We start from the raw sequence: 26,055 nt of genomic DNA on the forward strand, positions 1-26,055 counted from the left end.
TCAATGTCCGGCCGTGGGCGCGGGCTTCTTGCCGCCTTCCTTCTCGGCGATCCACTTCTTGAACACGGTCCAGGTCGTCTCGTTGGGCCGCTGGTCGTCAAGCGGCGGCGGCGAGGTGTAGATCGGATAGTTGAGCGCGATCTCGTCCTTCAGCACCTTGGGCAGCTCGTCAAAGCTCTTCAGCTTGTTGCCCATGGCGTTGAACACCATCTGGCCCTGGCGGCCGCGCATCTTCATCCACGGCATCCAGTCGGAAATGCGCACCCAGGAAACGATCGGATAGGCGGTGGGGTTCTTGGTGTTGAGCATCTCCTCCGCGTCATAGGCGAAGTCGAAGATCTCCATCGCGTGGTACTTGCCGCCGATATAGTCCTGATACTCGCCGCCCAGCACGTTGTGATAGAACAGCGGCGCTTCGAACGGGGCGAAGATCCAGCGGCCTTCTCGTCGGCCGGCGAACTTGAACGGCGTGCCATCGGCGGCATAGGGGAAGAGCGGGCGCTGGTTCACCGGATCGTTCGCAATGTGCATCACGTCAACCGTCTCGCCGGTCCACGGATTGGTCCACTTGCGCACCACTTCGCCGGTCTTCGGATCGATATAGAGCATGATTTCGCGGCTGATCAGGCGCCAGCCCTTGCCGCGCTTGGGGTCATCCACGGTCACGCAGGTGCGGATATTCATCCCTTCGCCCTTGAACAGCAGGCGGTCCGGCTCACCAGCGACGCGGGAATAGATGTTGCCGGCCCAGTGATAGACCGCCGGCTTGCCATCCGCCTCGCCGCACTGGGCGCGCTTGGACACTTCAAGCGCATCTTCGGGCTTGCTAAGATCCAGCATCCGGGCCTTGCCTGCTGCCAAGGCCGGGCTGGCCGTTACGGCCAGTGCCGTCGCTGTCATCATCCATTTGATTGCCCGCATGATCCACTCCATACCGGTTATGGAGCAGAGCATAGATTTGTCCGGACAACTTGTGAAGCGGAGAATTGATCTAGGGCAGCAGCAGCTCAGCCATGGCCTCCACCACCGCATCGGCATCGAGCCGGTAGGTGCGGTAGAGATCCGGCAGGTCACCGGTCTGGCCGAAGCGGTCGATCCCCAGCGGGCTGACGCGCTGGCCGCGCACCCCGCCCAGCCATGACAGCGCGGCGGGTGAGCCGTCGAGCAGGGTGACGAGCCCGGCATCCGCCGCCAGCGGGGCCAGCAGCGTTTCGACATGGCTGGGCGCGCGCGTCCCGCCCTGCCAGCGCGCCGCCCGCGCCGCCGACCAGCCGCGATGGAGCAGGTCGGGCGAGGTGACGTTGAGCAGGCCAAGGCCAGGGAAATCGTCGCGCAGCATGTCCCAGGCGGCGATGGCTTCGGGCGCGATCGCCCCGGAGAAGGCAATCGCCGCGCGCGATCCCGGCGCGGGCTGGCGCAGCCAGTAGCCGCCGGCCAGGGCATCGGCTTCCCAGGCGGCATCGCCCCGCGGTTCCTGCGCGATGACGCGGGTCGAGAGGCGCAGATAGGTCGAACCACCATCCGCTGCCTGAATCTCGGCAAAGGCACGGTGCATGAACAGCCCCAGCTCGTCGGCAAAGGCCGGTTCGTAATGGGTGAGGCCTGGCTGGCCCATGCCGATCAGCGGCGTGTTGATCGACTGGTGCGCCCCGCCTTCCGGCCCCAGCGTCAGCCCCGAAGGCGTTGCCACCAGCAGGAACCGTGCATCCTGGTAACAGGCATAGTTCAACGCATCGAGGCCGCGGGCGATGAACGGATCATAGACCGTGCCGATCGGCATTAGCCGCTCCCCGAACAGCGGCGCGGAGAGGCCCAGCGCGGCCAGCATCAGGAACAGGTTGTGCTCGGCAATGCCCAGTTCGATGTGCTGGCCTGCCTCGTGTCCGGCCCACTTCTGGGGGCTGGGAATCTTGTGACCGGCGAAGACATCCTTCAGCTCCTGCCGCCGGAACAGCCCGCGCTGGTTCACGAAAGCGCCGAGGTTGGTCGAAACGGTCACGTCTGGCGAAGTGGTGACAATCCGGTCAGCCAGCGGATGGCCCGACTTGGCGAGGTCCAGCAGAATGCGGCCGAAGGCGGCCTGGGTCGATTGCTCGGCCCCGTCGGGCACCGGCAGACGCTCCGGTGCGGCAATCGCCGGGGCGGTGCGGGCCGGATGGGTCAGCTTCGTGCGGAAAGGTTCGAGGAAGGCCTTGAGCGCGGCGGCGCTGTTATCGCCCTGACCCGCAAACGGCTCCCACTCGGTCCCTTCGGCGATGCCCAGGCTGGCGCGGTAATCGGCCATCTGGGTGGGGTTCATCAGGCCTGCGTGGTTGTCCTTGTGGCCCTGGAACGGCAGGCCATAACCCTTCACCGTATAGGCGATGAACAGGGTCGGCCGCTCATCCTGCGCGCGTTCGAAGGCGTCGAGCAGGGTTTCGATGCAGTGCCCACCCAGATTGAGCATAAGGGCGGAAAGCGCCTCGTCATCGAAGCTGGCGACCAGGTCCAGCGCGGCCTGATCGCCCGCCAGGTCGGCATTCAAGCGCGCCCGCCAGGCGGCCCCGCCCTGATAGGTGAGGGCGGCATACTCGGCATTGGGGCAATCGTCGATCCACTGGTCAATCGCCTTGCCGCCGGGGCGCTTGAACACCTCGCGCTGCAGCTTGCCGTGCTTGATCGTGATGACCCGCCAGCCGCAGGTTTCGAAGATATCGTCGAACCGGCGGAACATCCGGTCGGCGGTCGTGCTGTCGAGTGACTGGCGATTGTAATCGACGATCCACCAGCAATTGCGGATGTCGTGCTTGTAGCCCTCGATCAGGCACTCATAGATGTTGCCCTCGTCGAGCTCGGCATCGCCCATCAGCGCGATCATCCGGCCCGCTTCGCCTTCCGGCAGCTGGCCGTGGGCGATCAGGTAATCCTGCACCAGGCTGGCAAAGGCGGTAACCGCGACGCCAAGGCCGACCGAGCCAGTGGAGAAATCGACGGGGATCTTGTCCTTGGTCCGGCTGGGATAGCTCTGCGCCCCGCCCAGGCCGCGAAAGGCCTGCAATTGCTCAAGGCTCTGGTTGCCCAGCAGATAATGGATCGCGTGCAGCACGGGGCCAGCATGGGGCTTCACCGCCACCTTGTCCTGCGGGCGCAGGGCGTGGAAATAGAGCGCGGCCATGATCGCGGTCATCGAGGCGCAACTGGCCTGATGCCCGCCAACCTTCAGCCCGTCGCGGCTTTCGCGCAGGTGGTTGGCGTTGTGGATGATCCACGATGACAGCCAGCGCAGCCGCTGGTCGATGGTTTCAAGCGTGCGGACCAGTTCGGCCCGCGATTCCTTTTTCGGCATGAAGGCTGCCTTAGCCGAGCGGGGGCTGTTCCGCATAGGCGGCAATAGGGGCAGCTTCGCCGTTCTGCCTCATTATCGCCTTGACCCGGAAATAGCGGTACAGCCCGGCATCGCCCATCCGACTGGGCCCCATGCCCGATTGCTTGAACGAGCAGTTCTCCGCATCCCAGACTCCTGCGGTGAGCGAGCCGTCGTTGATCGAGATCGCCCCGGCCTCCAACCGCTCGCCGACCTTCTCGGCCTCGGCCGGATCGCCGATCACGGCGGCGGAAAGGCCATAGATCGTATCGTTGGCCAGGCGGATCGCCTCTTCGACATCGTCATAGACCGTCACCGGAATGACCGGGCCGAAGGTCTCTTCCGCGATGATCGCCATGTCGGGGGTTACGTCGGTTAGCACTGTCGGGCGCAGGTACTTGCCGCCGCCCAGTGTCTCGACCTTGCCGCCATGGAGAACCTTGGCGCCCTGGGCCACGGCAGCGTCGATTTGCGCCTGGACCTTGTCCGCCTGGGGCGGGAAGATGAAGGGTCCGATATGCCCCTTGCCGATGTCAGGATAGTTGAACTCGACACCTTTGGCCTGCTCGACCAGCGAGGCCAGGAAAGCATCGGCCAGGCTGCGGTGGACGTAGAGCCGCTCGATCGACTGGCAGGCCTGGCCATTGGCCGCCACGCTGGAGCGCAGCGCGATGCTGGCGGCCTTGGCCGGATCGGCCGAGGGCAGGACGATCATCGGGTCCTTGCCGCCGAGCTCAAGATTGGCCGGGATGAAAGCGGCGGCGGCCGCTTCGGCCACCTTGCGTCCGGTTGCAACCGAACCAGTGAAGCAGACGTAATCGACGTTGCCGACGATCGCGCGGCCGGTATCGGCGTCGCCTTCGACAATCGCGAGGACCTGTGCGAGCTCCGGTACGGCGGCAACCGTTTCGCGCAACACCGGGATAAACCGGGGGGTGATCTCGCTCGGCTTGATCAGCGCAGCGCAGCCCGCCAGCAGCGCAGGGATCGCATCGATCAGCGCCAGCAGCAAGGGGAAGTTCCACGGCGCGATAACGCCCAGCAACTGGTAGGGGACGTGACGGGTGCTGATCGTCACGCCCGGAGTTGCCGAGGGCACGTCCTTGAGATCCATCGCGGCTATCATGGCCGGGCCCGTCGCAGCCCAGCGGCGCAGCGTGCCGGCCACGCTGAACACCTCGACATTGGCGATGGCAACGCGGCCGGTATCGACGCTGAGTTTGGTCACTAGGTCAGCGCTGCGCGCTTCGATCGCCTCGGCCCAGCGGACCAGAATGGCGGCGCGGGCTTCGGCACCCATGGCCAACCAGTCGGACTGGGCGGCGCGAAGGCGGCGGGCAATCGCGGCGATCTCCTCGGCCGGTACGGCCTCGATCGCATAGTCGACTTCGCCGGTGCGGGGGTTGCGGACGGGGATGGTCATGGGGCGGCTCCTGTTCGCTCGCACCTTTGCCGCGCTGCGCACAGTTGTCCAGACAACTCTTAGGCCAAGGCACCTAGGCTCGCGATCGCCTCGATTTCGGAAATGACTTCTGCGTACTTTGCTTGCAGGTCGAACAAATTTGCCTCGTGCGGGCCGGGATGGCGGTCGCCGCAGGCCTCGCGCACCACGAAGGGCAGGAAACCGTGTTGGCAGGCATCGAGCGCTGTGGCGCGGACACAGCCAGAGGTCGAAAGCCCGGTGATCAGCACGGTATCCACGTCCAGCGTGGTGAGCGTCGAAGCCAGCGTGGTGCCAAAGAAGGCTGAGGCATATTGCTTGGTCACCACCAGTTCGCCGTCCTGCGGTGTCAGGCTGGGCGGGAAAGCGCCCAGCGGCGAGCCGCGCTCGAAGGCCTTCAGCGCGGGCACCTTTCGATAGAACACCCCGCCATCGACCCCGCCGGGGGCATATTCGACATTGGTGAACAGCACCGGCACACCCGCCGCGCGCGCCGCCGCCAGCAGCCGTTCGTTGCTGGCCAGGGCATCTTCCACCCCGGCATAAAGCGGCGAGGCGGGATCGAGATAGGCCATGACGAAATCGACGATCAGCAGCGCGGGGCGCTGGCCGAACGGCAAGTGGCCATCGAAGGCGCCCTGGTAATTGCTTGCAAGGTCGCCTTCGTCCTTGGCCATCAGATCACCCCTGCCGCCTTCAGCCCGTCGAGTTCCGCCGCACTCATACCCAGCAATTGGCCATAAATCTCGGCATTATGCTGGCCGACTACCGACGGGGCGGGTGAGCGTACCCCCGAAGGCGAGGCGGACAGCTTGGGGAAGGCATTCTGCATCTTGAGCTTGCCGTACCGCTCGGTCTCCACCTCGATGATCGCCTGGCGCGCGGCAAAGTGCGGATCGGCCAGCATGTCGCGCGCGCGATAGACCCGGCCAGCGGGGATCGAATGCTCGATCATCAGCGCATCGACCTGGTCGATCGTCAGCGTGCGGGTCCAGGCGTTGATCAGCTCGTCCAGCTCGGTCTGGCGTTCGCCGCGGGCGAGGTGGGTGGAATAGCGCGGATCGTCGCCCAGTTCCGGGCGGCCCATGGCCTTGGCCAGCCGCTTGAAGATCTGGTCGTTGTTGGCGCCGATCATGTAGACGCCGTCGCTGCACTGATAGACGTTCGACGGCGCGATGCCCGGCAGGATCGAGCCCGACCGTTCGCGGATGAAGCCGTTGCGGTCATACTCCGGCACCAGGCCTTCCATGACCTGCAGCACGGCTTCGTAGAGCGCGGTATCGACGACCTGGCCCTGGCCGGTCTTCTCGCGGTGGTGCAACGCTGCCAGCACGCCCATCGTGCCATAGGTGGCGCACAGCGTGTCGCCGATCGAAACGCCCATCCGCGCCGGGGGGCGGTCGGGATCGCCGACGATATAGCGCCAGCCGCCCATGGCCTCGCCAATCCCGCCGAACCCGGCTCGGTCGCTGTAAGGCCCGTCCTGGCCATAGCCCGACATCCGGGCGATGATCAGGCGCGGATTTTCGGCGTGCAGCACGTCCGGGCCAAGGCCCCACTTTTCGAGCGTGCCCGGCTTGAAATTTTCCACCAGCACATCGGCCGTGGCGATCAGCCTGCGGACCAGCGTTTGCCCCTCGGGTACGCGCAGGTTGCACGAGACCGACTTCTTGTTGCGGGCCAGCACTTCCCAGACGACCTTTTCATCGCCCATGCCCCAGACGCGGAACGGATCGCCTGCGCCGGGTGGCTCCACCTTGATCACGTCCGCGCCCATATCGCCGAGCAATTGCCCGCAGAACGGGCCAGCCAGCAGCTGGCCCAGTTCGACGACGCGCAGTCCCTTCAAAGCTCCAGTGTTTTCGGCCACGACTTACTCCGCGGCTTCGAGGTACGGCCAGACCGGCTGGATCGGCGCCGGAAGCCCCGTTTGCGCCGCGCAATTGGCGCGCAGTACTTCGATCCCGGGGCCATAGTCGAACAGCGGCAGATCGCCCCGCTGGCCGCGCATTTCGGCGCGCAGCGCCTCGGTCGCGGCGGTATCGACCACGCCCCTGGCATCGGCGATCACGCCATAAGCCTTTGCGCCGTCCGGCGTGACCAGGCCCTGGACGATTTCGAGGCCGACCAGCGCCGGATCGCGTTCCAGCGGATCGCCCCAGCCACCGCCGCCCCAGGTGATGAAGTGCAACTGATCGCCCACTTCCACCTCGACGTCCTCGACCTTGTTGCCAACGATCACGCTGGTCCCATCGGCCTTTTCCAGGATCTTGCGCGCGCGTTTGCCCGGCTCGCCGCCGTTGACGCCCCATGGCGGCACGAACCAGCGGTCATCGTGGATCGAGATCGTGCCCGCGCTGAGGAAGCGGTAGGTCATGTGGATGCCGTTGCCGCCACGATGCAGGCCCGCCCCGCCGCTGTCGGGCGCGGTTTCATAGCGCTCGATCAGCATCGGGAAGTAGCGTTCCAGGAACTCGTTCGGCACGTTGGTAAAGCCCGGCCAAAGCGAGTGGCCATCCGGCCCGTCGCCCAGCGGACGGCCCGGAATGCCGCCGAAGCCGATCTGGAACAGCTGGAACCATTCGCCGTTCTTGCCAGGCCGCGTGTCATTGCCCGAATAGAACAGGTGGGGGCTGGAGCTGAAGCCGGCGGCGTTGAGGAATTCCGGCGTCTTCTGGCCCAGCAGGCCGCCCAGGATATCGAAGATCCGGCCCAGCGCGTGGGTGCGGCCCGAAAGCGCGGCGGGGAACTTCGGCTTGAGCAGCGATCCTTCCGGAATCCGCACGTCGATCAGGTCATAGAACCCGTCATTGAACAGGATCTGCGGGTCGAAGACCATGATCATGTAGATGCCGAAGAACATCTTGAACATGTTCTCGTTGAGGTAGAAGTTGATCGAGGCGGCCGATTGCGGATCGGTTCCGGCGAAGTCCAGGATCACCTTCTCGCCATCGCGCCACATGGTGCAGCGGATGCGATAGGGGCCATAGCCGACGCCATCGTCGCAAATGTAATCCTCGAAGCTGACCGGTTCCTCGGCGATGGCCATGCCGATAAGCGCCTTCATCGCGCGGTGGTTGCGCGCCAGCAGCTCCTGCGTGGCCGAAACATAGACATCGTCGCCGAAGCGTTCGGCCATTTCGATCACCCGGCGCGAGGCAACCCGGCACGAGGCGATCAGGGCGTTGAGGTCAGCTTGGCACCAGTCGGGTTTCCGGGTCTGGTGCATGACCAGCTTCATCAGGTCTTCGTTGTATTCGCCCTTTTTCCAGATCTTCACCGGCGGGATGCGCACCCCTTCCTCAAAGATCGAGCGGGCGTTGATTGGCATCGAGCCGACCACCTTGCCGCCGATGTCGCTCTGGTGGCCGAACATCGCGGTATAGGCCAGCAGGCGACCATCCTTGAACACGGGGAGCAGCACCAGCCAGTCGTTCGAGTGGCTGATCGCGCCTTCGCAGGAATAGGGGTCGGACAGGAAGATCATGTCGCCATCTTCCAGCGTGCCGTCCCAGCTCTTCAGGAAGCCGCCGATGAAGCTGCCGAACTGGCCGACGATCATCTTGCCGGTGTGATCGGCGATCAGCGGGAAGGCGTCGCCCTGTTCGCGGATGCCGGGCGACATGGCAGTGCGGACCAGGGTGGCGTCCATCTCGATCCGCGCGTTGCGCAGCGCGTTCTCGATGATGTCCAGCGTCACCGGGTCGATCGGCACCTGCTTGAAGGGGGTCGGGTTGGTTTCGACGATGGTCGTGGGCATGGCTCGTCTCCCCTCAGGCCAGGTTGATCAGGATGTTGCCGACATGGTCGACCGTGGCGACACAGCCGCTTTCGATCAGCGTGGTGGAATCCATTTCCACGACGATCGCCGGGCCGGGGATCACATCCCCCTGTCGCAGCTTCGACCGGTCATAGATCACCGCCGCCTGTTCGCGTCCGTCCATCCACAGGGTGTGGTCGCGCATCTTGGCGGCGATCGGATTGCCATCGCCCTTGGGCAGTTCGGCCGCGGGCAAGTCGAGTGCCTTGCCGAGCGCCACGGCGCGCAGGTTCACGATCTCGTGCGGGGTATCCATGTTGAAGGTGAAGAGCCGGTGATGCTCTTCATCGAAGCGCTTGAGGATCCCGGCGATGCCGTCGGCGCGAAGTGCCTCTGGTGTGATAGTGAGGGGTACTTCGAAGGCCTGTCCAGCATACCTTACGTCCACCTCGAACTCACTTGTAAGCTCGCTTTCGGGCACCCCGTCTGACAGCAATTCGGCGCGGGTCTGGGTGGCCATCTCGTCCAGGATCGCGATCAGCTCCTCGGCCTGGGTAGTGGTCGCCAGGCGCGAGAACGAGCTGGCGGTTTCGGTCCGCATCCGCGTGGTCGCATCGCCCAGCGCGCAGAGCACGCCCGGCGAAACCGGCGAAACCGCGGGCCAGGAGCCCATCAGGCGGGCCACCGCATTGACATGGAGCGGACCGGCCCCGCCAAAGCCCATCAGCGCGAAGTGGCGCGGATCGTAGCCCTGCTGAACCGAGATCATGCGCAGCGCACCGAACATGTTCTCGTTGACGATGTCGATGATCCCGCGCGCCGCCGCCATCAGGTCGATCCCCAGCGCATCGGCGATGGTCTGGACCGCCTTCTTCGCGCCCTCACGGTCGAGGTTGAAGGTGCCACCGAGGAGGTTTTCCGGCAGATAGCCGAGCACCACGTTGGCATCAGTCACGGTCGGCAGTTCGCCGCCCTTGCCATAGGCGACCGGGCCGGGGACCGCGCCGGCCGATTGCGGGCCAACGCGCAGCGCCTTGGTCAGGTCGGGCACATAGGCGATCGAGCCGCCGCCGGCGCCCACGGTCTTCACGTCCAGCGCCGAGGCGCGGACCGAAAGGTGGCCGACCTCGGTGGTGCGCTGGCGGCGCGGTTCGAGGTTCTCGATCAGCGCCACGTCGGTGCTGGTGCCGCCGACATCGAGGGTCAGGATGTTGCGGATCCCGGCATTCTTGCCGACCCACAGCGCCCCGGTCACGCCGCCGGCCGGGCCGGACATCAGGATGTTGACCGGGTGCTCCTCGGCCTTTTGGGCCGACATCAGGCCACCATCCGAACGCAGCAGGGAGAGCTTGCCAGCCATGCCCGCGTTAGCGAGGCGCGTGCGCAGGTTGGCAACATACTTGCCCACCACCGGGCGCACCGCGGCATTGGCGACAGTCGTCAGGGTGCGCTCGTATTCCTGCATTTCGGGCAGGACTTCGTGGCTCAGCGACACTGGTACGCCGGGCATGATCTCGGCCGCGAGCCTACCGACCACGGCTTCGTGCGATCCGTTCACATAGGCATTGATCAGGCTGACCGTGATCGCCTCGACGCCCTGCGCCTTCAGCACGCCCAGCTGTTCGCGCACGTCATTCTCTTCAAGCGGGCGCACCTCGTTGCCGGCGGCATCGACGCGGCCCTTGATCGTGACAGTGTCTTCCAGCCGGGCGAGGGGGGTGGGCTTGGGCCAGATGATCCAGGCCGCCAGACCACCCGGCACGAACGAGCGGGCGATCTGCATGATGTGGCGATAGCCCTCGGTGGTGACGAGGCCGACGCGCGCACCCTTGCCTTCCAGCACCGCGTTGGTCGCCACGGTGGTGCCGTGCAGGAAGTAATCGATCGCGCCCGGCGTGATCCCGGCCTTGTCGCAGATCGCGGTCACCCCGTTGAGGATGCCCTCCGAGCTGTCATGCGGGGTCGACGGAGTCTTGTGCCGCCAGAATGCCCCGGTATCGGTGTTGAACAGCAGGAGGTCGGTAAAGGTGCCACCGACATCCACACCCAGGCGATAACCCATGCGATCCTACTCCTCAGCGGCCTTGGGAAACACGGGGGCCTGCGCCACCATGCCCGGCAGTTTGCGGTCCATTACATTGGCCAGCCAATGGCTCGCCTCGATCATTCGTTTCAGGTCCATGCCGGTCGCGATCCCCGCGCGCTCCAGCATGTAGACCACGTCTTCGCTTGCCACGTTGCCCGCCGCGCCAGGGGCAAAGGGGCAGCCGCCCAGACCGCCCAGCGCGCCGTCCACCACCGTCGCCCCGGCGGCGACCGCCGCCCAGACGTTGGCGAGGCCCGTGCCGCGTGTGTTGTGGAAATGAACGCGTACCGGCAGCGGGCCGATGGCACCGCGCACGCGCTCAACCAGCCTCGCTACGTGAGCCGGGTTGCCGACCCCAATCGTGTCGGCCAGCGCGACTTCGACCGGCCCCTCTTCGGCGAGGCTCGCGGCCATGGCGACCACGCGGTCTTCCGCCACTTCGCCTTCGAAGGGGCAACCGAACGAGGCGGCAATGGTTGCCTGGGCGGTGCGGCCGTGTTCGCGGGCGAGGGCGATGATCGCCTTGGCGGCTGCGACGGATTCATCGCTCGTCTGGCCCTGGTTGGCCATGGCGAAGCGGTCGGTTGCGACGCAGACCGCGCCCAGCTGATCGATCCGCCCAGTGGCGAGCGCCCGCTCCGCACCGCGCAGATTCATGACCAGGCCGATGTAGGTCACGTCGTCGCGCTGCGGCAGTCCGGCGCAAACCGCTTCGGCATCGGCCATCTGCGGCACCTTCTGCGGATTGACGAAGCTGGTTACCTCGATTCGCCGCGCTCCTGCCCCAATCGCCAGCTGGACCAGCGTCAACTTGTCAGCCGCGGAAATCAGCCGCTTCTCGTTCTGCAGTCCGTCGCGCGGACCGACCTCGACGAACGTGATCGCGGTGGGGTGGGAGGGCGTGCTCATGACGGTGCTATGCCATTACTGTATACAATTCTGCAAGCCGCCTATTCGGCTGCCTGCCTTTGGACCGCATAGGCATCCAGGTAGGCGTAATAGGCGCGGCGGATATGGCCGGTCATGATCGAGGCGGCCCAGCCGGCATCGCGGCGGGCAAAGGCGGCGACTAGTTCTTCGTGCTCTCGGTGCGACCTGTGCAGGTTCTCGCGATCGTAATTCTGGGCCGTGCGCCAGACGACCGGTTGCTCGATCAGGCGGGTCAGCAGGCTGGCCAGCCGCGGCGAACCTGCTGCTTCAACAATGATTTCGTGGAAGGCGCGGTTGTGCTCGAGGAAGGTAGAGATGTCCGGCAGGTCGGCCGCGATCGCCGTCTCGATTCCGTGATTGTGAACCCGCAAGGCCTCCAGTTGCGCGGCGTTGATGCGGCTGGCGGCACGGCGGGCGGCCTGGGCTTCCAGCATGGCTCGCAGTTCGAACGCGTCTTCGATGTCGTCATCCGACCAGTCTGCCACAAAGCTGCGCTGGCTTTCGCTGCGACGGATCAGCAGGTCGGCCTCCAGGCGACGCAGGGCATCACGAACCGGGGTGCGCGACACTGCGCAGCGCAGCGCCAGCGCTTCTTCGCTGAGCTGTGAACCCGGTGGCAGTTCACCCGCCAGGATCATTCCCCGAATTACCGTATAGGCATGATCCGATGCGCGCGACATGATCCCCACTGGCTCTCTTGACCTGAGCCATTTGTATACAATAAGTGGGTCGCGACACAAGCTGTCCGGGGAATCGGCCATCAAAAGGTGGGCAGCGGTCAACAGGGAGTATCTATGATGCGGATTACGCGCCTTCTGCTTTCGGCTTCGGCTGCCGGGCTTGCGCTCGGTGCCACCCCCGTCTTCGCCCAGGACAATGCCGCTGATGGCGCAAGCGAGGAGGATGCGATCATCGTAACCGCCCGCCGCCAGAACGAGCGTCTCCAGGATGTTCCGGCCTCGGTCGCAGTGCTCTCCACCGCCGCGCTGGAAAGCACTGGCGCCAAGAATGCTGACGATTTCGCCCAGCTTACCCCTGGCGTGACGATCGTGACCGGCACCGCCGAAGCTGGCGACACCCAGATCAACATCCGCGGGATCAACGGCGCGCGCGACGCGGAAAGCTCGGTCGCGCTGGTGGTCGACGGGATCCTCAAGACCAACACCGCCCAGCTCAACCAGGTGCAGGGGACCCTGCGCCAGGTCGAAATCCTGAAGGGTCCGCAGGGCGCGCTTTATGGCCGCAACGCGGCGGCTGGCGCGATCGTGCTGCAGACGCTCAAGCCCAAGGACGTGGCTGAAGGCGGCGCGCGTGTGTCCTATGCCAATGCCAACACCTGGGATGCCTCGGCCTATGCCTCGCTGCCGCTGGGCGAAGGGGCCGGCATGGTGTTGAGCGGTGGCTTCCAGCGCACCGACGGCTTCTTCCGCAACATCTTCCTCGGCAACAGCAAGACCGTTGACGACAAGGAAGCCTACAACGTCGATGGCCGCCTGGTCTTTACCCTGGGCGAGAATACCGAGTTCGACGTCAAGGTGCGCTGGGCCGAGTTCCATGGCGCGTCGCTGCCGTTCAACGCGTCGTTCCACCTGCCCAATTTCGCGGCGGTGAACCCGAAGTTCTACGAGGACGTCGACGACCACGAGTTCCGGTTCTACAACAACATCCGCGCCAGCAACGACCAGACCAGCTTCGACGCCTCGATCAAGGTCGAGCACAGCTTCGAAAACATGAAGCTGGTGGCCTGGGCGCTGTTCTCGGACACCAAGCAGGACCTGGTGGCCGATGGCACCTCGGCAGACTTCGCCCGTTACATCAGCGCGGCGCTTCCCTCGGGCGCGACGGCGGTGAACTCGTGCTTCGCCACGACTGCGGCCAACACCGGTTTCCCGGTCAACCAGCCTGGCGGGATTGGTGCGATCCCCGTGCCATTCATCTTTGCTCCGGCTAATGGCTCGACCTTCGGCCCATATAGCCCGACGACCTGCGACGGAACGCAATACCAGCTTCGCAACCAGGAAGACATCAGCGCCGAAGTGCGGCTGGTTTCGACCGGGGATGGGCCGCTGGCCTGGCAGGTTGGCGCCTATTACCTCAAGATCGATCGCCAGACCGGGGTCAGCCTGGGCGCAGATACCGGCCGCGGGGTGATCCAGAACCTCTACAACGGCCCCTCGAGCTCGAACCCGACCTCGCTGCTGCTGGCAGACCAGTTCGATACCAAGGTCTATGCCGCGTTTGGCTCGCTCGATTACAAGCCCAACGATCAGTTCAAGGCTGGTCTGGCGCTGCGCTATGACATCGAGGACCGGGCCTCGCGCTCGCTGGTGCCGACCGCGATCGATCCGTTCACCGGCGGCCCGATCAATCCGGGTCAGGCCTTTGGCCCGCTGACCCCCAAGTCGGCTTCGTTCAAGCAGCTGCAGCCGAAGGTGACGCTTAGCTGGACCCCCAGCAACCGGCTCAACGTCTATGTCAACTGGGGCATCGGCTTCAAATCGGGCGGGTTCAACAACCAGGGCTCGTCGGCGCTGATCAACGCCAACTTCAACAATGGCGTCACGCCGGGCACGATCAACGCGAATGTGCGGATCAACGACCAGTACCGCAAGGAAAAGTCGAGCGCGTTCGAAGCTGGGGTCAAGGGCACCCTGTTCGACGACCGCATCACCTTCGACCTTGCCGGGTACTACACCCGCATCACCGACATGCAGTTCTTCGAATTCTTCGTCGGCGGCTTCGGCCTGCTGCGCGTCGTGTCGAACATCGACACGGTCGACGTGAAGGGCGCCGAGATCAACCTGACCGGCAAGGTGGTTGATGGCGTGAAGGTGTTCGGTTCCTTCAACGTCACCGATAGCGAGATCAAGAAGAACGCCTCGCGGCCTTACACGGTTGGGAACAAGTCGCCTTACACCGCCGACTGGACGCTCAACGTCGGGGCCGATCTCAAGGTGCCGGTCACCGATGGGCTGCGCATCACCGGCCGCGCGGACTATCGCCTGACCGGTCCGACCTGGTTCCACACCGTGCAGGACCAGACCCGCCCGACCCTGTTCAGCGGCCTGCTGCCGATTTCGGCACTGGCGCTCCCGGCGGCGGTGGGCGATGCGCGTTACAACGTGGCCCAGCGCGACACCTTTGGCGTGTTCAATGCGCGCCTTGGCCTGGAAACCGACAACTACCACGTTGTCGTCTTCGCCGAGAACCTGTTCGACAAGAAGTACATCGCCGAAGCGATCCCCGCGATCGAGTTCGGTGGCTCGTTCATCTCGCCCGGCGGCCGCCGCCTGATCGGGGTGGAAGCGGGCGTGAAGTTCTAGACCCAGCGGTCAAGACGACCGAGCGAAGGGGCCGATGGCGCAAGCCGTCGGCCCTTTTTTGCCAGTGCGGGCTGCCCATCCCGAAGTCAGCAAGGGGCATGCGGGAAGTTTGTCCATCTGGCGGATGAATTGCTTGACTTTAAAGTTGTCCGGACAAATTATCCATGCCAAGGTGATTGAGAGAACCCCGCCTGGAGCACCCTGTTCGCATGTTTGCCGCCAATTCCTTCCTGTTCGTGCCTGGCTCACGGCCTGATCGGTTCGCGAAGGCCCACGGCAGCGGGGCGGGGCTGACGGTTATCGACCTCGAAGACGCCGTTCCAGCCGAAGAAAAGGCTTCCGCGCGCGATCATGCCCTGGCCCAGGTTGCCAGTGGCGAGGCGGGCTGGGCGATCCGCATGAACGGCATGACAACGGCGGCCGGAATTGCCGACCTCGCCGCGCTGATCGAGGCTGCGCACCTTCCCCCATTCCTGTTCGTGCCGATGGTCGAAAGCGCAACGGAGATCGAGATCATCGCTGCCGCGCTGGGTGAACGGTGCCCCGAACTGATCCCGCTGATCGAAACGCCCAAGGGCCTTCGCCACGCGGTCGCCATCGCTTCCGCACCGAAGGTAGGAGGGGTGATGTTCGGCGGCGGTGATTTTTCTGGCGAGCTGGGCGTGGCCCTTGCCTGGGAACCGCTGCTCGCGGCCCGGCAGGCGCTGGTCCTGGCCTGTGCCGAGGCGCGGGTGCCGGCCATTGACGTGCCGTGGATCAATCTGGATGATGAGGTGGGCCTCGTCGATGAATGCGGCAAAGCCAAGGCGCTTGGCTTTGCCGCCAAGGCCGCGATCCACCCTGCGCAGGTGGCGGCGATCGAAGCCGCCTTTACCCCGACTGCGGCAGAAGTGGCCGAAGCCGAGGCTGCGCTCGCGGCTTTCGATGGGGCCGGGGGCAAGGTAATCCGTTTCAAGGGCAAGATGCTCGAGGCACCGCTGGTCAAGCGCTACCAGGCCGTGCTCAGCCGGAAAGGGAACTGACAATGCGTAATGGGGCAATCGAAGTCGCACCGGGTCGGTACCGGGAGACCTTCGGCCGCTATTTCGAGGACTTCAATGTCGGCGATGTCTATGAGCATCGCCCTGGCCGGACGATCAGCGAAACCGACAACACCTGGTTCAGCCTGCTGACGATGAACCAGCATCCGGCGCACTGTGACGCCGAGTACGCCAGCAAGACCGAATTCGGTAAGTGCCTGGTCGCCTCGCCGTTGACCGTCGCTATCATGACCGGCCAGTCCGTGTCCGACGTCAGTCAGAAGGCGGTCGCCAACCTCGGCTGGAAGGAAATCCGGTTGCTGAAGCCGGTCTTCGCTGGCGATACGATCTATTCCGAAACCGAAGTGCTCGAAAAGCGCGAGTCCGACAAGCGCCCGCAACAGGGGATCGTCACGATCAAGACCGTGGGCAAGAACCAGCACGGCGATGTAGTCTGCGATTTCGTGCGGATCATGCTGATCTGGAAGCGCGGTTTCGGCCCCGGCGACGATTAAGGAGAGCAGGAATGGCAACCGCCGTGGACATGATGAGCGATCAGGGCCGGACGATCGACCCGGCCGAAGAAGAGGCCTTCCTTGACGCGATCGACCGCTGGATCGAGCGTTCGGTCAAACCGGTGATCCTCCATCACGACCATAACGACATCTGGCCCGAGCAACTGGTGCACGAGATGGTCGATATGGGCCTGTTCGGCGCGACCATCGGCCAGGAATACGGCGGTCTGGGTCTGCCGGCGACAACCTATGCCAAGATCGTGATGAAGATCAGTTCCTATTGGATGGCGTTGACCGGCATCTTCAATTCGCACCTGATCATGGCTGCGGCGGTCGAACGCTTTGGCACCCCGTCGCAGAAAGCCAAGTGGCTGCCCAAATTCGCCAGTGGCGAGATCCGCGGCGGCCTGGCCCTGACCGAACCCAATGCCGGGACCGACCTTCAGGCGATCCGCTCGGTTGCGCGGCGGGATGGCGACGATTACGTCATCAACGGCACCAAGACCTGGATTTCGAACGCGCTGAACGGCTCGTGCTTTGCCCTGCTGGTCAAGACCGACCCCGATGCCAATCCGCGCTACAAGGGGATGAGCCTGTTCATCGCCGACAAGCGCGAAGGCTTCACTACCGGCAAGAAGTTCGACAAGCTGGGGTACAAGTCGATCGACAGCGCCGAGCTGATTTTCGAAGACTATCGCATTCCGGCTGACCAGCTGATCGGCGGCGTGGAAGGGCAGGGCTTTTTCCAGGCCACCGGTGGGCTCGAGCTTGGCCGCATCAACGTCGCCGCGCGCGGCGTGGGGCTTGCGGAAGGCTCGCTGCGGCTTGCGACCGAATATGCCCAGCAGCGCCAGACCATGGGCAAGCCGATTTCGGAGCACCAGGCGATCCAGCTCAAGATCGGTGAGATGGTCACCCGTGCCCGCGCCGCCCGGCTGCTGACCCTTGATGCCGCGATTGCCTATGACAAGGGTGAGCGTTGCGACCTGGAGGCCGGGATGGCCAAGTACTTCGCCAGCGAGGCGGCCGTGGCCAACAGTCAGGAAGCCATGCGGATCTACGGCGGCTACTCCTATTCCAAGGAGTATGACATCGAACGATTCTATCGCGATTCCATGCTGATGTGCATCGGCGAAGGCACCAACGAGATGCAGCGGATGATCATCTCCAAGCAATGGGTCAAACGGAACCCGGCGTGACCGAGCTGCACCTTCCCCTCTCGGGCTTCCGGGTCATAAGCGCCGAACAGTACGGCGCGGGGCCCTATGGTACGATGTTCCTGGCCCAGTTGGGCGCAGAGGTGATCAAGATCGAACCGCCGCAGAAGGACGGGAAGGGCGGGGGCGATACCGCGCGCGCAGTTGGACCACATTTCACCAGGCCGGGGGAAAGCGTCTATTTCCACGCCTTCAACCTCAACAAGCGCTCGCTTACCCTCGATCTCAATGCGCCCGAAGGGCAGGCGATCTTGCGCGAACTGGCTGCAACCAGCCATGCCATGGTCAACAACCTGCGCGGCGATCTGCCTGCAAAGCTGGGCGTGACCTATGACGCGCTGAAGGATGTCAACCCGGCGATCGTCTGCGCGCACCTCTCGGCCTACGGGCGCGACAATGCGCGTGCCAAGTGGCCGGGTTATGATTACCTGATGCAGGCAGAGGCAGGGTTTTGCGCGCTGACCGGCGATCCCGATGGCGAACCGCAACGAATGGGCCTCTCCATGGTCGATTTCATGACCGGTACGATCATGGCGATCGGCCTGCTGGCGGCAATGATCGACGCCCAGCGCACGGGGCAAGGGCGCGATGTCGATACCGACCTGCTCTCTGCTGCCGTGCACCAGACCAGCTATCCGGCGCTGTGGTACATGAACAACGGCGATGTCACGGGTCGCACGCCGCGTTCGGCCCACCCCAGCGCCACGCCCAGCCAGATGGTGAAGGCGGCTGACGGCTGGATGTTCGTGATGTGCCAGCTGCCCAAGTTCTGGGACATCATGGTCGAACGCATCGGCCATCCCGAACTGGGCCAGGATCCGCGCTTCAAGACCAACCCCGATCGGCTGGCCAATCGCGCCGCGCTGACCGAAGTGCTGGACGGCATCTTCTCGCGCCAGCCGATGGCCCACTGGCAGGCCCTGTTGGAAGGGCACGTGCCGGTTGCCCCGGTCTACCAGTTCGAGCAGGCGCTCGATAACCCTTGGCTCCGGACAATCGGCATGCGCGACAGCGTGGCCCATCCCGACAATCCCGATTTCCAGGTCCTTGCCAGCCCGATCAAGCTGGATGGTCAGCGCCTGCCCAACCGGGCCGGGCCGCTGCTGGGGGCAGACTCCGCCGCGATCCTGGCCGAGCTTGGCTATGGCGAGGATGACTTCGCCCGGCTACGCTCCGGCGGCGTTGTCTGACCGAGGGGGCAATGGGCAAGCTGAGCGGCATCACCGTTGTCGACCTGACGCAGTTTTTGCCGGGCCCGGCCATGACCGTGATGATGGCCGATCAGGGCGCGAGGGTCATCAAGATCGAGCCGCGCGGCGGTGAGCCGGTGCGCAGCCAGGCCCCGTTCGAGAATGGGCAGTCGGTCTGGTTTGCCAACCTCAATCGCGGCAAGGAAAGCCGGGTGCTCGACCTCAAGAGCGAAGAGGGCAAGGCCGCGCTGCGTGCGCTGATTGCCGAGGCCGATGTCTTTGTCGAAGGCTTCCGTCCCGGCGTGATGAAGCGACTGGGGTTCGATTATCCGGTGGTCCGCGTGCTCAATCCGCGTGTTGTTTACTGCTCGATCTCGGCCTTTGGGCAGGAGGGCGAACTGGCCCACCACCCGGCCCATGACATGGCGGTCCAGGCCCTGGCCGGATTCATGAGTGTCAATGACGGGCCGGACGGGACGCCAGTGGTGCCGGGCGCGCCCAGCGCCGATCTTGCCGCCGGTCTGACCGCATTGTCCGCTGTGCTGATGGCGCTCGTCGGGCGTGAGAAGACAGGGGAGGGCGACTATATCGACGTTGCCATGTTCGACAGCCTCCTGCCGTGGTGCGCGCATACCGCCGGCTCAGCGATCGCCGGGGGACCTTCACCGAAATCGAGTGAGCAGCGTTCGCTCGGCGGGGCCGGATTTTACCAGGTCTATCAGACCAGCGACGGTCGCCACGTCGTGCTAGGGGGTCGCGAAATCAAGTTCGCCACCAACTTGCTGACCGCGCTGGGTCGGCCGGACCTGATTGCGCTGGCGGAACAGGATGCGGGCCCGGTCCAGGCGCCGCTGATCGCTTTCCTGCGCGAAACTTTCCGGACGAAGACCCGCGACGAATGGGTGGCATGGTTCCACGACAAGGACGTGGCCTTCGCGCCCGTGCTCGATTTCCGCGAAGCGCTGGACGAGCCGCATGTTGGCCAGCGCGGGTTACTGGTCGAGGCTGACGGACGTCATCATATCGCTCCGCCGATCCGCTTTGCCAACGAGGCGCCGTGGGTGCCTGGCAAGGTGCCCGCGCTTGGCGAGGGTTAAGCGATGTCAGCCATCCACGTCGATATGCATCGAGTAGGCGAAGCGATCGCCCGGGTGGTGGCTAACCGAAATCTCAAATACCTGGCCCCTGGCATCGATGTAGCAGCGCAGGATCCGCAATACCGGGCTGCCGCGCTTGAGATCGAGCGCCTTCGCAATGTCGGCGCTGGCGGCAACCGCCTGGATGTCCTGCGTGACCTTGCCGATGCTGACCCCGGCGAGTTGCTCGATCTGGCTGAACAGGGTGCCAGCGCCAAGATCCAGCCGCGCCACCGCGCCCTCGACGCTTTCGTGGAAATAGGCATCGGTCGCGGCGATCGGCTGGCCATCAAGCTGGGGGCTGCGGACGCCGCGAAAGCAGGTCCAGGTGCCGCTCGTATCCTCGCCGATCTGCTCGGCAATCTCGCGCGGCAGGTCGCCCCGGCCGCGCGGTTCATAGGTCACATGCGTATCGCGGGCATATTGCAGGATTTCGCCAACGTTGGAGAGCGGCTGGTGCAGCGTGCCGCCGCGCGCGGCGGCCGGCTGTACCACCGTGCCCGAGCCTCGCTTGCGGGCAATCAACCCCTCGCTCTGCAGTCGACGCAGTGCTTCGCGGATCGTGAAGCGCGAAACGCCATAGCGCTGGCACAGTTCGCTTTCGGTCGGAAACTGGTCGCGCGCGGCGAATTTGCCAGAGAGGATTTCGGCACGCAGTTCACCCGCGACCTGAAGGTAGCGAGGGGCTTCGCGCTCACGCGTAACGGTCATGCTGGCAGTCAATCCTTGCTCCCGTCTGATCCCGGGAGGTGGCAATGAGCGAGCCCCTCCTGGTCCAGCTTGTCCGAACACTAGCGCGCCCGATCACGGAAAGCGATAGGGCGCGTGCGCGGCTGCACTTGCTGGACTGGCTCGCCTGTGTCGCAGGGGCGCGGCAGGCGCAAGTGGCCAAGGTGCTGTATCGGGCCGACCTCGGCGGTTCGCGCCGTGCGGGCTGGCTGGGCGGCGTTCTGGAGATGGACGATGTCCACCGTGCCGCGCTGCTGCATCCGGGGCCGGTGATCTGGGCTGCGGCGCTGGAAGCCGCTGGCGATGTCAATGCCGATCTGGACGCAGTGCTGAATGGCGCGGTGCTTGGCTACCAGGCGATGATCGCGATCGGCGCGAGTTTCGACGCAAAGCACTATTCCCATTACCACAACACGGCGACCGCCGGTCCGTTCGGTGCTGCGGCAGCGGCCGGATCGGTCTTCGGGCTCGACGAAGGGCAACTGGTCGCAGCGCTTAGCAATGCCGGGTCGACCACCGGCGGGCTTTGGCAAATGCGGCATGAGGCCGGGATGACCAAGCAGTGGCACGTCGCCATGGCTGGCAACAATGGCTACTTCGCCGCCTATATGGCATCGCGCGGGCTGACCGGCACGGCGAGAGTGCTTGAAGGGCCGCAGGGCCTCTATGCCGCAACCTGCGATGCGCCGAAGCCGCTCGAACCAGGCGAGGGCTGGCGCATCCACGAGGTCAGCTTCAAGCCATGGGCGGCTTGTCGGCATGCTCACCCGGTGATCGACTGCGCGCTTGAACTTCGCGCGCGTGGCGAGCTGACGGCACCGTTCCGGGTCGAGACCTATGCCGATGCCATTGCCTTCTGTGATCGGCCGAACCCGGTGACCGAGGTCGACGCCAAGTTCAGCCTGCAGCACGCTGTGGCGGTAATCGCCAGCGGACGGGAGGCGCGGCCCGAGGACTTCACAGCCGAGGCGATCGCCGAGCTGGCCCCGCTGCGGGCAAAAGTTTCGGTTTCAGAAGATGATCTGATTACAAGGCGATACCCCACACACTTTGGGGCACGTCTGAATGGCCTTGAACTGATCGATACGCGCGGCGATCCGGAACGGCCGGTCGATGAGGCCGTCATTCGCCAGAAGATGCACACGCTTGCGGCCTGGGGCGGCCTGCCGACTGATGAGGCCGAGCGTGCCTGTGCCCTGGCGCTGAATGGCGACGATGCGGCGGCGATTGCCGACCTGCTGGAGGACTGGCTGGGATGAGCGCGACCGCCGATCTCCTTGCCTTTGCTGGTGCTCGTCACTGCCTCGGTGCCACTGTCCGGCCGGTTGCCATCCGCCTGCTGGGCGATACCCTGGCGGTCGGCGCGGCGGGGGCGAACGCGCCGGGTGCCGATGCCATCCTGACTGCGGCCCGGGCGATGGGTGCCGGTGCCGCTGCCCGCCTGATCGGCACGGCCGAACGCCTGCCGGCACCCGGCGCGGCTTTCGTGAACGGCTATCGGATTCACTGCCTGGAATGGGACGCGGTCCACGAACCGGCCGTGGTGCACGCCATGAGCGTCGTGACCGCCGCACTTGGCGCCGCGATTGACCGCAAGGGCGGCTGCGATCCGGAAGAGGCGCTGGTGGCGCTCGCCATTGGGGTCGATATCGCCTCGGGTCTTGGCATTGCCGCAGACTCTGCGCTCAGCTTCTTTCGTCCGGCCACTGCCGGTGTGATCGGCGCGGCGCTTGCCGTGGCGCGGATTGACGGCGCACCGCTGGAGCATGCGCTGGGCCTCGCCTATTCGAGCGCGGCGGGAACGATGCAGGCCCATGTCGAAGGCTCGATCACCCTGCCGTTTCAGGTTGCCAATGCGGCCCGCGCAGCGGTGACGGCGAGCGACCTAGCCAAAGCCGGCTTCACCGCGCCGCTCGATCCGCTGGAGGGGCCGTTCGGCTACTTCCGGCTGATCGATCGGGGCGATCTGTCGCGCTACACCAGTGAGTTGGGGCAGGGTTGGCGCATCGCAGAGATCAGCACCAAGCCGTTCCCCTCGGGCCGGGCCAGCCATGCCGCGCTGGGGGCTTTGCAGGGGCTCGCCGGGCAGATGGTCGAGAGGATCGAACTCGCTTGCCCGCCGCTGATCCATCGCTTGGTCGGGCGACCCTACAAGGCGGACATGACCCCGGCTTATGCCCGGCTGTGCCTGCCGTTCCTGGTGGCGCTGATGTTGACCGATGGCCGGATCGACCCGCGCCGCTTCACGCCGGAGGACTTCGCCGATCCTGCGCTGGCCGCGCTGGCGGGCAAGGTTGCGCTGGTCGCGGACGGCAATGACGATCCCAACGCCTTGTTCCCCCAGGAGCTGCGCGTCACTGTCGGCGGCGTGACGCAGATTATCGCCGTGCCGCACACGCTGGGCAGCCCCGATGCGCCGCTTTCGTCCGACCAGGCACGGGCGAAGCTCGACCTTGCCCGCGAATTCGCTCCGACCGGGCACGATCCGCGCCTGTTCACCGATCCCCTCGCCTATTTCACGGACCCGACATGAGCTTCCCGACTTATTTTGAAGCCCTCGACATCAAGCAGATGCTGGCCGACTATCCGGTCGGCGATGCCTTTACCGCGCGCTATCGCAGCATCAGCCGCGACGAGATCTTCGCGATCCAGGATGCCCAGTTCAGGCGCCTGATGCAGCGCGGGTGGCAGATCCCGTTCTACCAGCGGCTGTGGGGCGCGCAGGGGATCGAGCCCGGTGACATCAGGGGGCTGGCCGACATCACCAAGCTGCCGGTCTATGACAAGTCGGACCTGATGGCATCGGTCAACGAATACCCGCCCTATGGCGATTTCGACGGGCGAGGCACCGATCCGGTGGTGTTCCACACCACCAGCGGCACGACCGGACGCCCCCAGCCGCTGATGTTCGGACCCAAGGGGCGCGAGGTGACCAACCTGCTGGTCGGGCGGATGTACCGCTGGATGGGGCTGAAGCCCGAGGATGTGGTACATTCGGTCTATGGGCACGGGATGATCAACGGTGGGCACTACATTCGCGAATCCGTGATCCACTTCACCAATTCGCTGTTTCTCTCGGCCGGGACGGGAATCGAGACGCGCTCCGTGAACCAGGTGAACCTGCTGGCGGACTTCGGTGTCACGGTGATGGTCGGTTTCGTCGACTACATCAGGAAGCTGGCCGAAGTCGCTGAGGCGGAGAAGCTTTTTGACCGGATCAAGCTGCGGATGATCATCGGCCACCTCGGAACCGAGGACCGCGCCGCGACCGAGGCTGCCTGGCACGGAGCCAGGGCCTATGACTGGTACGGGGTGGGCGATACCGGCTCGATCGCGGGCGAAGGGCCAGACCGAGACGGGCTCTATGTCTGGGAGGACGCGCAGTACCTCGAGCTGCTCGACATCGAGAGCGGCACGCCGGTGGCCAGGGGCGAGACGGGTGACATGGTCGTTACCTGCCTGTTCAAGGACGACATTGCCCCCTGCATTCGCTTCAACACCCACGACATCACGCATGAGCTGGATGGGCGGGGCGAGCTGGGCTTCAAGCGGATTGCCGGGTTCAAGGGCCGTAGCGACAACATGGTGAAGCTTCGCGGCATCAACCTGTTCCCTCACGCCATCGCCGCGCTGATCGAGAACCGACCTGACCTGACCGGCGAATATGTCTGCCACCTGCGCCGCGATGCCGCGACACAGCGTGATGACATGGTGGTGACGATCGAAAGCCGCGGCGGCAGCAATGCCGGCGAATTGGCCGAAGTCCTGCGCCGGGGTCTTGGCGTGGAAGTGGCGGTCCAGCTCTGCGCGCCGGGTGAGACTGCTGCGGCGACCCAGATCGACACCCGCCAGAAACCGATCCGCCTGATTGACGAGCGCGGTGTGTAATGGACGACCGCTGGGGCGCCTTCGTCGATCTCGATCCCGCGGCGCAAGGCGGCGATGGGCCGCTGGCAGGACTGACCGTGGGGGTGAAGTCGAACATCATGGTCAAGGGTCTGCCCTGGACCGGCGGGATGGGGCTCTACCGTGACCGGATTGCCAGCCGCGATGCCGAAGTGGTTGCCCGTCTGCGCAGCGCCGGGGCGGCGATCCTCGGCACGGTCAACATGCACGAGGCGGCGCTGGGCGCGCATACCGATAACCCCTTTTATGGTCGCACGCATAACCCGCTCCGGCATGGCTATACCCCCGGCGGTTCGTCAGGCGGCAGCGGCGCTGCGGTGGCAGCTGGGCTTTGCGACCTGGCGCTTGGCACCGACACGATGGGATCGGTCCGCATCCCGGCAGCCTATTGCGGGGTCTATGGCCTGAAGCCGACCCATGGCGCGATCAGCGAGGATGGACTCGCCTATCTTGAGCCGGGCCTCGACTGCATCGGGCCACTGGCGCGCAACCTCGATCTGCTGGAGCGGGCGTGGCAGGTGCTGGCGAGCGATCCAGGGCAAGCGGTAACCTTCAAGCGGGCGCTCGTTCTGGGCCGCCAGAGCGAGGTCGAAGTTCAACCGGTCGTTACTGCTGGCTTTGAGGCCGCGCTGCGTGGTCTGCCATTGCCTCGTGCAACGCTTGACCTCCCGGATAGTCTCACCGACATCCGGATGGCCGGGCTGGTCAGTGCGGGGCAGTGGCTGATCGCCGATCTGGGCCCTGAATACCACGAGAATAAACTTGGTCTTTCAGACGAACTCAAGTTCATTCTCAAGATCACCGCCGGGATGAAGCAACGCCCGGAAGTCCTGGCCCGCACCCGCACCGCCGTGCGAGAAGCGCTGGGCAGCGACAGCGTCCTGATCATGCCGACCGCGCCGCAGGTGGCCTTTCCGCACGGGACCCGCGCGCCGTCCAACCAGGCGGACTTTACCTGCCTCGCCAATATCGCCGGCCTGCCCGCGCTCTCGCTCCCTTCGGGATCGAGCGAGGACGGGCTTCCTGCTGGCGTCCAGATTGTCGGCCCATCGGGCAGCGAGCCGGGCCTGATCGCGCTGGCACGCCAGCTCGATAATCAGTTGCAAGCTTACCGCCATCCGCCACAGTCCAGTATCTGAAGGGAGAGAAATCATGCGCATCGTCTGCCTGTTCAACCTGAAGGAAGGCGCCAGCCGCGAAGCCTATGAAGCCTGGGCCCGCGGCACCGACATTCCCGGTGTCAATGCGCTCGGCTCGGTCCGCGGCTTCACGATCCACCGCGCCACCGGCCTGTTCGGCTCGGACGCCAAGCCGCCTTACGACTATATCGAGGTGATCGACATTCACGGCATGGATGCCTTCGTCGCCGATGTTTCCGATCCCGAGTTCCAGAAGGTCGCCGCCGGGTTCGGTGAATTCACCGACAACCCCTGCTTCATCCTGACCGAGGACCTCTGACA

Annotated in this window: 21 protein-coding genes; 11 read left to right on the forward strand and 10 right to left on the reverse strand. The window is 65.0% G+C overall.

What is annotated here, in order from left to right:
• The 9 genes from O9281_RS01610 to O9281_RS01650 form a co-directional block, all read right to left on the reverse strand.
• Positions 1-921 (reverse strand): DUF1838 family protein, encoded by a 921-nt coding sequence (locus O9281_RS01610; protein ID WP_298182064.1) that lies wholly within the window; start codon positions 919-921, stop codon positions 1-3.
• A 70-nt stretch (positions 922-991) separates the two neighbouring features.
• Positions 992-3,325, reverse strand: coding sequence for a transketolase (locus tag O9281_RS01615; RefSeq protein ID WP_298182066.1), 2,334 nt, complete (start codon positions 3,323-3,325; stop codon positions 992-994).
• 10 nt (positions 3,326-3,335) lie between these two features.
• Positions 3,336-4,766, reverse strand: a complete 1,431-nt coding sequence (locus O9281_RS01620; RefSeq protein ID WP_298182067.1) for an aldehyde dehydrogenase family protein — start codon at positions 4,764-4,766, stop codon at positions 3,336-3,338.
• A 59-nt stretch (positions 4,767-4,825) separates the two neighbouring features.
• Positions 4,826-5,461 (reverse strand): isochorismatase family protein, encoded by a 636-nt coding sequence (locus O9281_RS01625; protein ID WP_298182068.1) that lies wholly within the window; start codon positions 5,459-5,461, stop codon positions 4,826-4,828.
• Positions 5,461-6,654, reverse strand: coding sequence for a CaiB/BaiF CoA-transferase family protein (locus tag O9281_RS01630; protein WP_298182069.1), 1,194 nt, complete (start codon positions 6,652-6,654; stop codon positions 5,461-5,463). Before O9281_RS01630 ends, O9281_RS01625 begins: the two co-directional genes overlap by 1 nt.
• A gap of 3 nt (positions 6,655-6,657) precedes the next feature.
• Positions 6,658-8,544: a hydantoinase B/oxoprolinase family protein gene (locus O9281_RS01635; protein WP_298182070.1), complete on the reverse strand. Its 1,887-nt coding sequence runs from the start codon at positions 8,542-8,544 to the stop codon at positions 6,658-6,660.
• 13 nt (positions 8,545-8,557) lie between these two features.
• A complete protein-coding gene (locus tag O9281_RS01640) occupies positions 8,558-10,606 on the reverse strand; it encodes a hydantoinase/oxoprolinase family protein (protein ID WP_298182071.1) in 2,049 nt (682 codons plus the stop codon).
• Between the two features lie 6 nt (positions 10,607-10,612).
• Positions 10,613-11,539, reverse strand: coding sequence for a hydroxymethylglutaryl-CoA lyase (locus tag O9281_RS01645; RefSeq protein ID WP_298182073.1), 927 nt, complete (start codon positions 11,537-11,539; stop codon positions 10,613-10,615).
• A 41-nt stretch (positions 11,540-11,580) separates the two neighbouring features.
• Positions 11,581-12,240, reverse strand: a complete 660-nt coding sequence (locus O9281_RS01650) for a GntR family transcriptional regulator (RefSeq protein ID WP_298182074.1) — start codon at positions 12,238-12,240, stop codon at positions 11,581-11,583.
• 117 nt (positions 12,241-12,357) lie between these two features.
• Here O9281_RS01650 and O9281_RS01655 point away from each other — a divergent pair, with 117 nt between their 5' ends.
• From O9281_RS01655 to O9281_RS01680, 6 genes are all read left to right on the forward strand, one after another.
• Positions 12,358-14,883 (forward strand): TonB-dependent receptor, encoded by a 2,526-nt coding sequence (locus O9281_RS01655; RefSeq protein WP_298182075.1) that lies wholly within the window; start codon positions 12,358-12,360, stop codon positions 14,881-14,883.
• Between the two features lie 209 nt (positions 14,884-15,092).
• Complete coding sequence (locus O9281_RS01660; protein ID WP_298182077.1) at positions 15,093-15,905, forward strand: CoA ester lyase; 813 nt, start codon at positions 15,093-15,095, stop codon at positions 15,903-15,905.
• 2 nt (positions 15,906-15,907) lie between these two features.
• The gene (locus O9281_RS01665; protein WP_298182080.1) at positions 15,908-16,417 is read left to right on the forward strand and encodes a MaoC family dehydratase; all 510 of its coding nucleotides are present in this window, start codon (positions 15,908-15,910) and stop codon (positions 16,415-16,417) included.
• Between the two features lie 11 nt (positions 16,418-16,428).
• The gene (locus tag O9281_RS01670; protein ID WP_298182082.1) at positions 16,429-17,616 is read left to right on the forward strand and encodes an acyl-CoA dehydrogenase family protein; all 1,188 of its coding nucleotides are present in this window, start codon (positions 16,429-16,431) and stop codon (positions 17,614-17,616) included.
• Positions 17,613-18,824, forward strand: coding sequence for a CoA transferase (locus O9281_RS01675; RefSeq protein WP_298182084.1), 1,212 nt, complete (start codon positions 17,613-17,615; stop codon positions 18,822-18,824). Before O9281_RS01670 ends, O9281_RS01675 begins: the two co-directional genes overlap by 4 nt.
• An 11-nt stretch (positions 18,825-18,835) precedes the next feature.
• Entirely contained in the window at positions 18,836-19,921 is a 1,086-nt protein-coding gene (locus O9281_RS01680) for a CoA transferase (protein WP_298182086.1), read from the forward strand.
• 6 nt (positions 19,922-19,927) lie between these two features.
• On the opposite strand, the gene O9281_RS01685 is transcribed toward O9281_RS01680, so the two are convergent.
• On the reverse strand, positions 19,928-20,671 hold the full coding sequence (locus O9281_RS01685; RefSeq protein WP_298182087.1) for a GntR family transcriptional regulator: 744 nt from the start codon (positions 20,669-20,671) through the stop codon (positions 19,928-19,930).
• A 44-nt stretch (positions 20,672-20,715) separates the two neighbouring features.
• Here O9281_RS01685 and O9281_RS01690 point away from each other — a divergent pair, with 44 nt between their 5' ends.
• Genes O9281_RS01690 through O9281_RS01710 form a run of 5 tightly spaced genes read left to right on the forward strand, consistent with a single transcriptional unit; the run spans position 20,716 to position 26,053 of the window.
• A complete protein-coding gene (locus tag O9281_RS01690) occupies positions 20,716-21,948 on the forward strand; it encodes an MmgE/PrpD family protein (protein ID WP_298182089.1) in 1,233 nt (410 codons plus the stop codon).
• Positions 21,945-23,222, forward strand: coding sequence for an MmgE/PrpD family protein (locus O9281_RS01695; protein ID WP_298182091.1), 1,278 nt, complete (start codon positions 21,945-21,947; stop codon positions 23,220-23,222). The genes O9281_RS01690 and O9281_RS01695 overlap by 4 nt, the downstream gene beginning before the upstream one ends.
• Positions 23,219-24,577: a phenylacetate--CoA ligase family protein gene (locus tag O9281_RS01700; RefSeq protein WP_298182093.1), complete on the forward strand. Its 1,359-nt coding sequence runs from the start codon at positions 23,219-23,221 to the stop codon at positions 24,575-24,577. The genes O9281_RS01695 and O9281_RS01700 overlap by 4 nt, the downstream gene beginning before the upstream one ends.
• A complete protein-coding gene (locus O9281_RS01705) occupies positions 24,577-25,734 on the forward strand; it encodes an amidase (protein WP_298182095.1) in 1,158 nt (385 codons plus the stop codon). The genes O9281_RS01700 and O9281_RS01705 overlap by 1 nt, the downstream gene beginning before the upstream one ends.
• A 13-nt stretch (positions 25,735-25,747) precedes the next feature.
• Positions 25,748-26,053, forward strand: coding sequence for an REDY-like protein HapK (locus O9281_RS01710; protein WP_298182096.1), 306 nt, complete (start codon positions 25,748-25,750; stop codon positions 26,051-26,053).
• Positions 26,054-26,055: the final 2 nt, after the last annotated feature.

Origin of the sequence: Novosphingobium sp. (assembly GCF_027531025.1) — a bacterium.
In the GTDB taxonomy this organism is placed as follows: domain Bacteria; phylum Pseudomonadota; class Alphaproteobacteria; order Sphingomonadales; family Sphingomonadaceae; genus Novosphingobium.

Coding starts and splice junctions, on each gene's coding strand:
- O9281_RS01610 (WP_298182064.1), bottom strand. CDS start 921: ATGCGGGCAATCAAATGGATGATGACAGCGACGGCACTGGCCGTAACG.
- O9281_RS01615 (WP_298182066.1), bottom strand. CDS start 3,325: ATGCCGAAAAAGGAATCGCGGGCCGAACTGGTCCGCACGCTTGAAACC.
- O9281_RS01620 (WP_298182067.1), bottom strand. CDS start 4,766: ATGACCATCCCCGTCCGCAACCCCCGCACCGGCGAAGTCGACTATGCG.
- O9281_RS01625 (WP_298182068.1), bottom strand. CDS start 5,461: ATGGCCAAGGACGAAGGCGACCTTGCAAGCAATTACCAGGGCGCCTTC.
- O9281_RS01635 (WP_298182070.1), bottom strand. CDS start 8,544: ATGCCCACGACCATCGTCGAAACCAACCCGACCCCCTTCAAGCAGGTG.
- O9281_RS01640 (WP_298182071.1), bottom strand. CDS start 10,606: ATGGGTTATCGCCTGGGTGTGGATGTCGGTGGCACCTTTACCGACCTC.
- O9281_RS01645 (WP_298182073.1), bottom strand. CDS start 11,539: ATGAGCACGCCCTCCCACCCCACCGCGATCACGTTCGTCGAGGTCGGT.
- O9281_RS01650 (WP_298182074.1), bottom strand. CDS start 12,240: ATGTCGCGCGCATCGGATCATGCCTATACGGTAATTCGGGGAATGATC.
- O9281_RS01655 (WP_298182075.1), top strand. CDS start 12,358: ATGCGGATTACGCGCCTTCTGCTTTCGGCTTCGGCTGCCGGGCTTGCG.
- O9281_RS01660 (WP_298182077.1), top strand. CDS start 15,093: ATGTTTGCCGCCAATTCCTTCCTGTTCGTGCCTGGCTCACGGCCTGAT.
- O9281_RS01665 (WP_298182080.1), top strand. CDS start 15,908: ATGCGTAATGGGGCAATCGAAGTCGCACCGGGTCGGTACCGGGAGACC.
- O9281_RS01670 (WP_298182082.1), top strand. CDS start 16,429: ATGGCAACCGCCGTGGACATGATGAGCGATCAGGGCCGGACGATCGAC.
- O9281_RS01680 (WP_298182086.1), top strand. CDS start 18,836: ATGGGCAAGCTGAGCGGCATCACCGTTGTCGACCTGACGCAGTTTTTG.
- O9281_RS01685 (WP_298182087.1), bottom strand. CDS start 20,671: ATGACCGTTACGCGTGAGCGCGAAGCCCCTCGCTACCTTCAGGTCGCG.
- O9281_RS01690 (WP_298182089.1), top strand. CDS start 20,716: ATGAGCGAGCCCCTCCTGGTCCAGCTTGTCCGAACACTAGCGCGCCCG.
- O9281_RS01695 (WP_298182091.1), top strand. CDS start 21,945: ATGAGCGCGACCGCCGATCTCCTTGCCTTTGCTGGTGCTCGTCACTGC.
- O9281_RS01700 (WP_298182093.1), top strand. CDS start 23,219: ATGAGCTTCCCGACTTATTTTGAAGCCCTCGACATCAAGCAGATGCTG.
- O9281_RS01705 (WP_298182095.1), top strand. CDS start 24,577: ATGGACGACCGCTGGGGCGCCTTCGTCGATCTCGATCCCGCGGCGCAA.
- O9281_RS01710 (WP_298182096.1), top strand. CDS start 25,748: ATGCGCATCGTCTGCCTGTTCAACCTGAAGGAAGGCGCCAGCCGCGAA.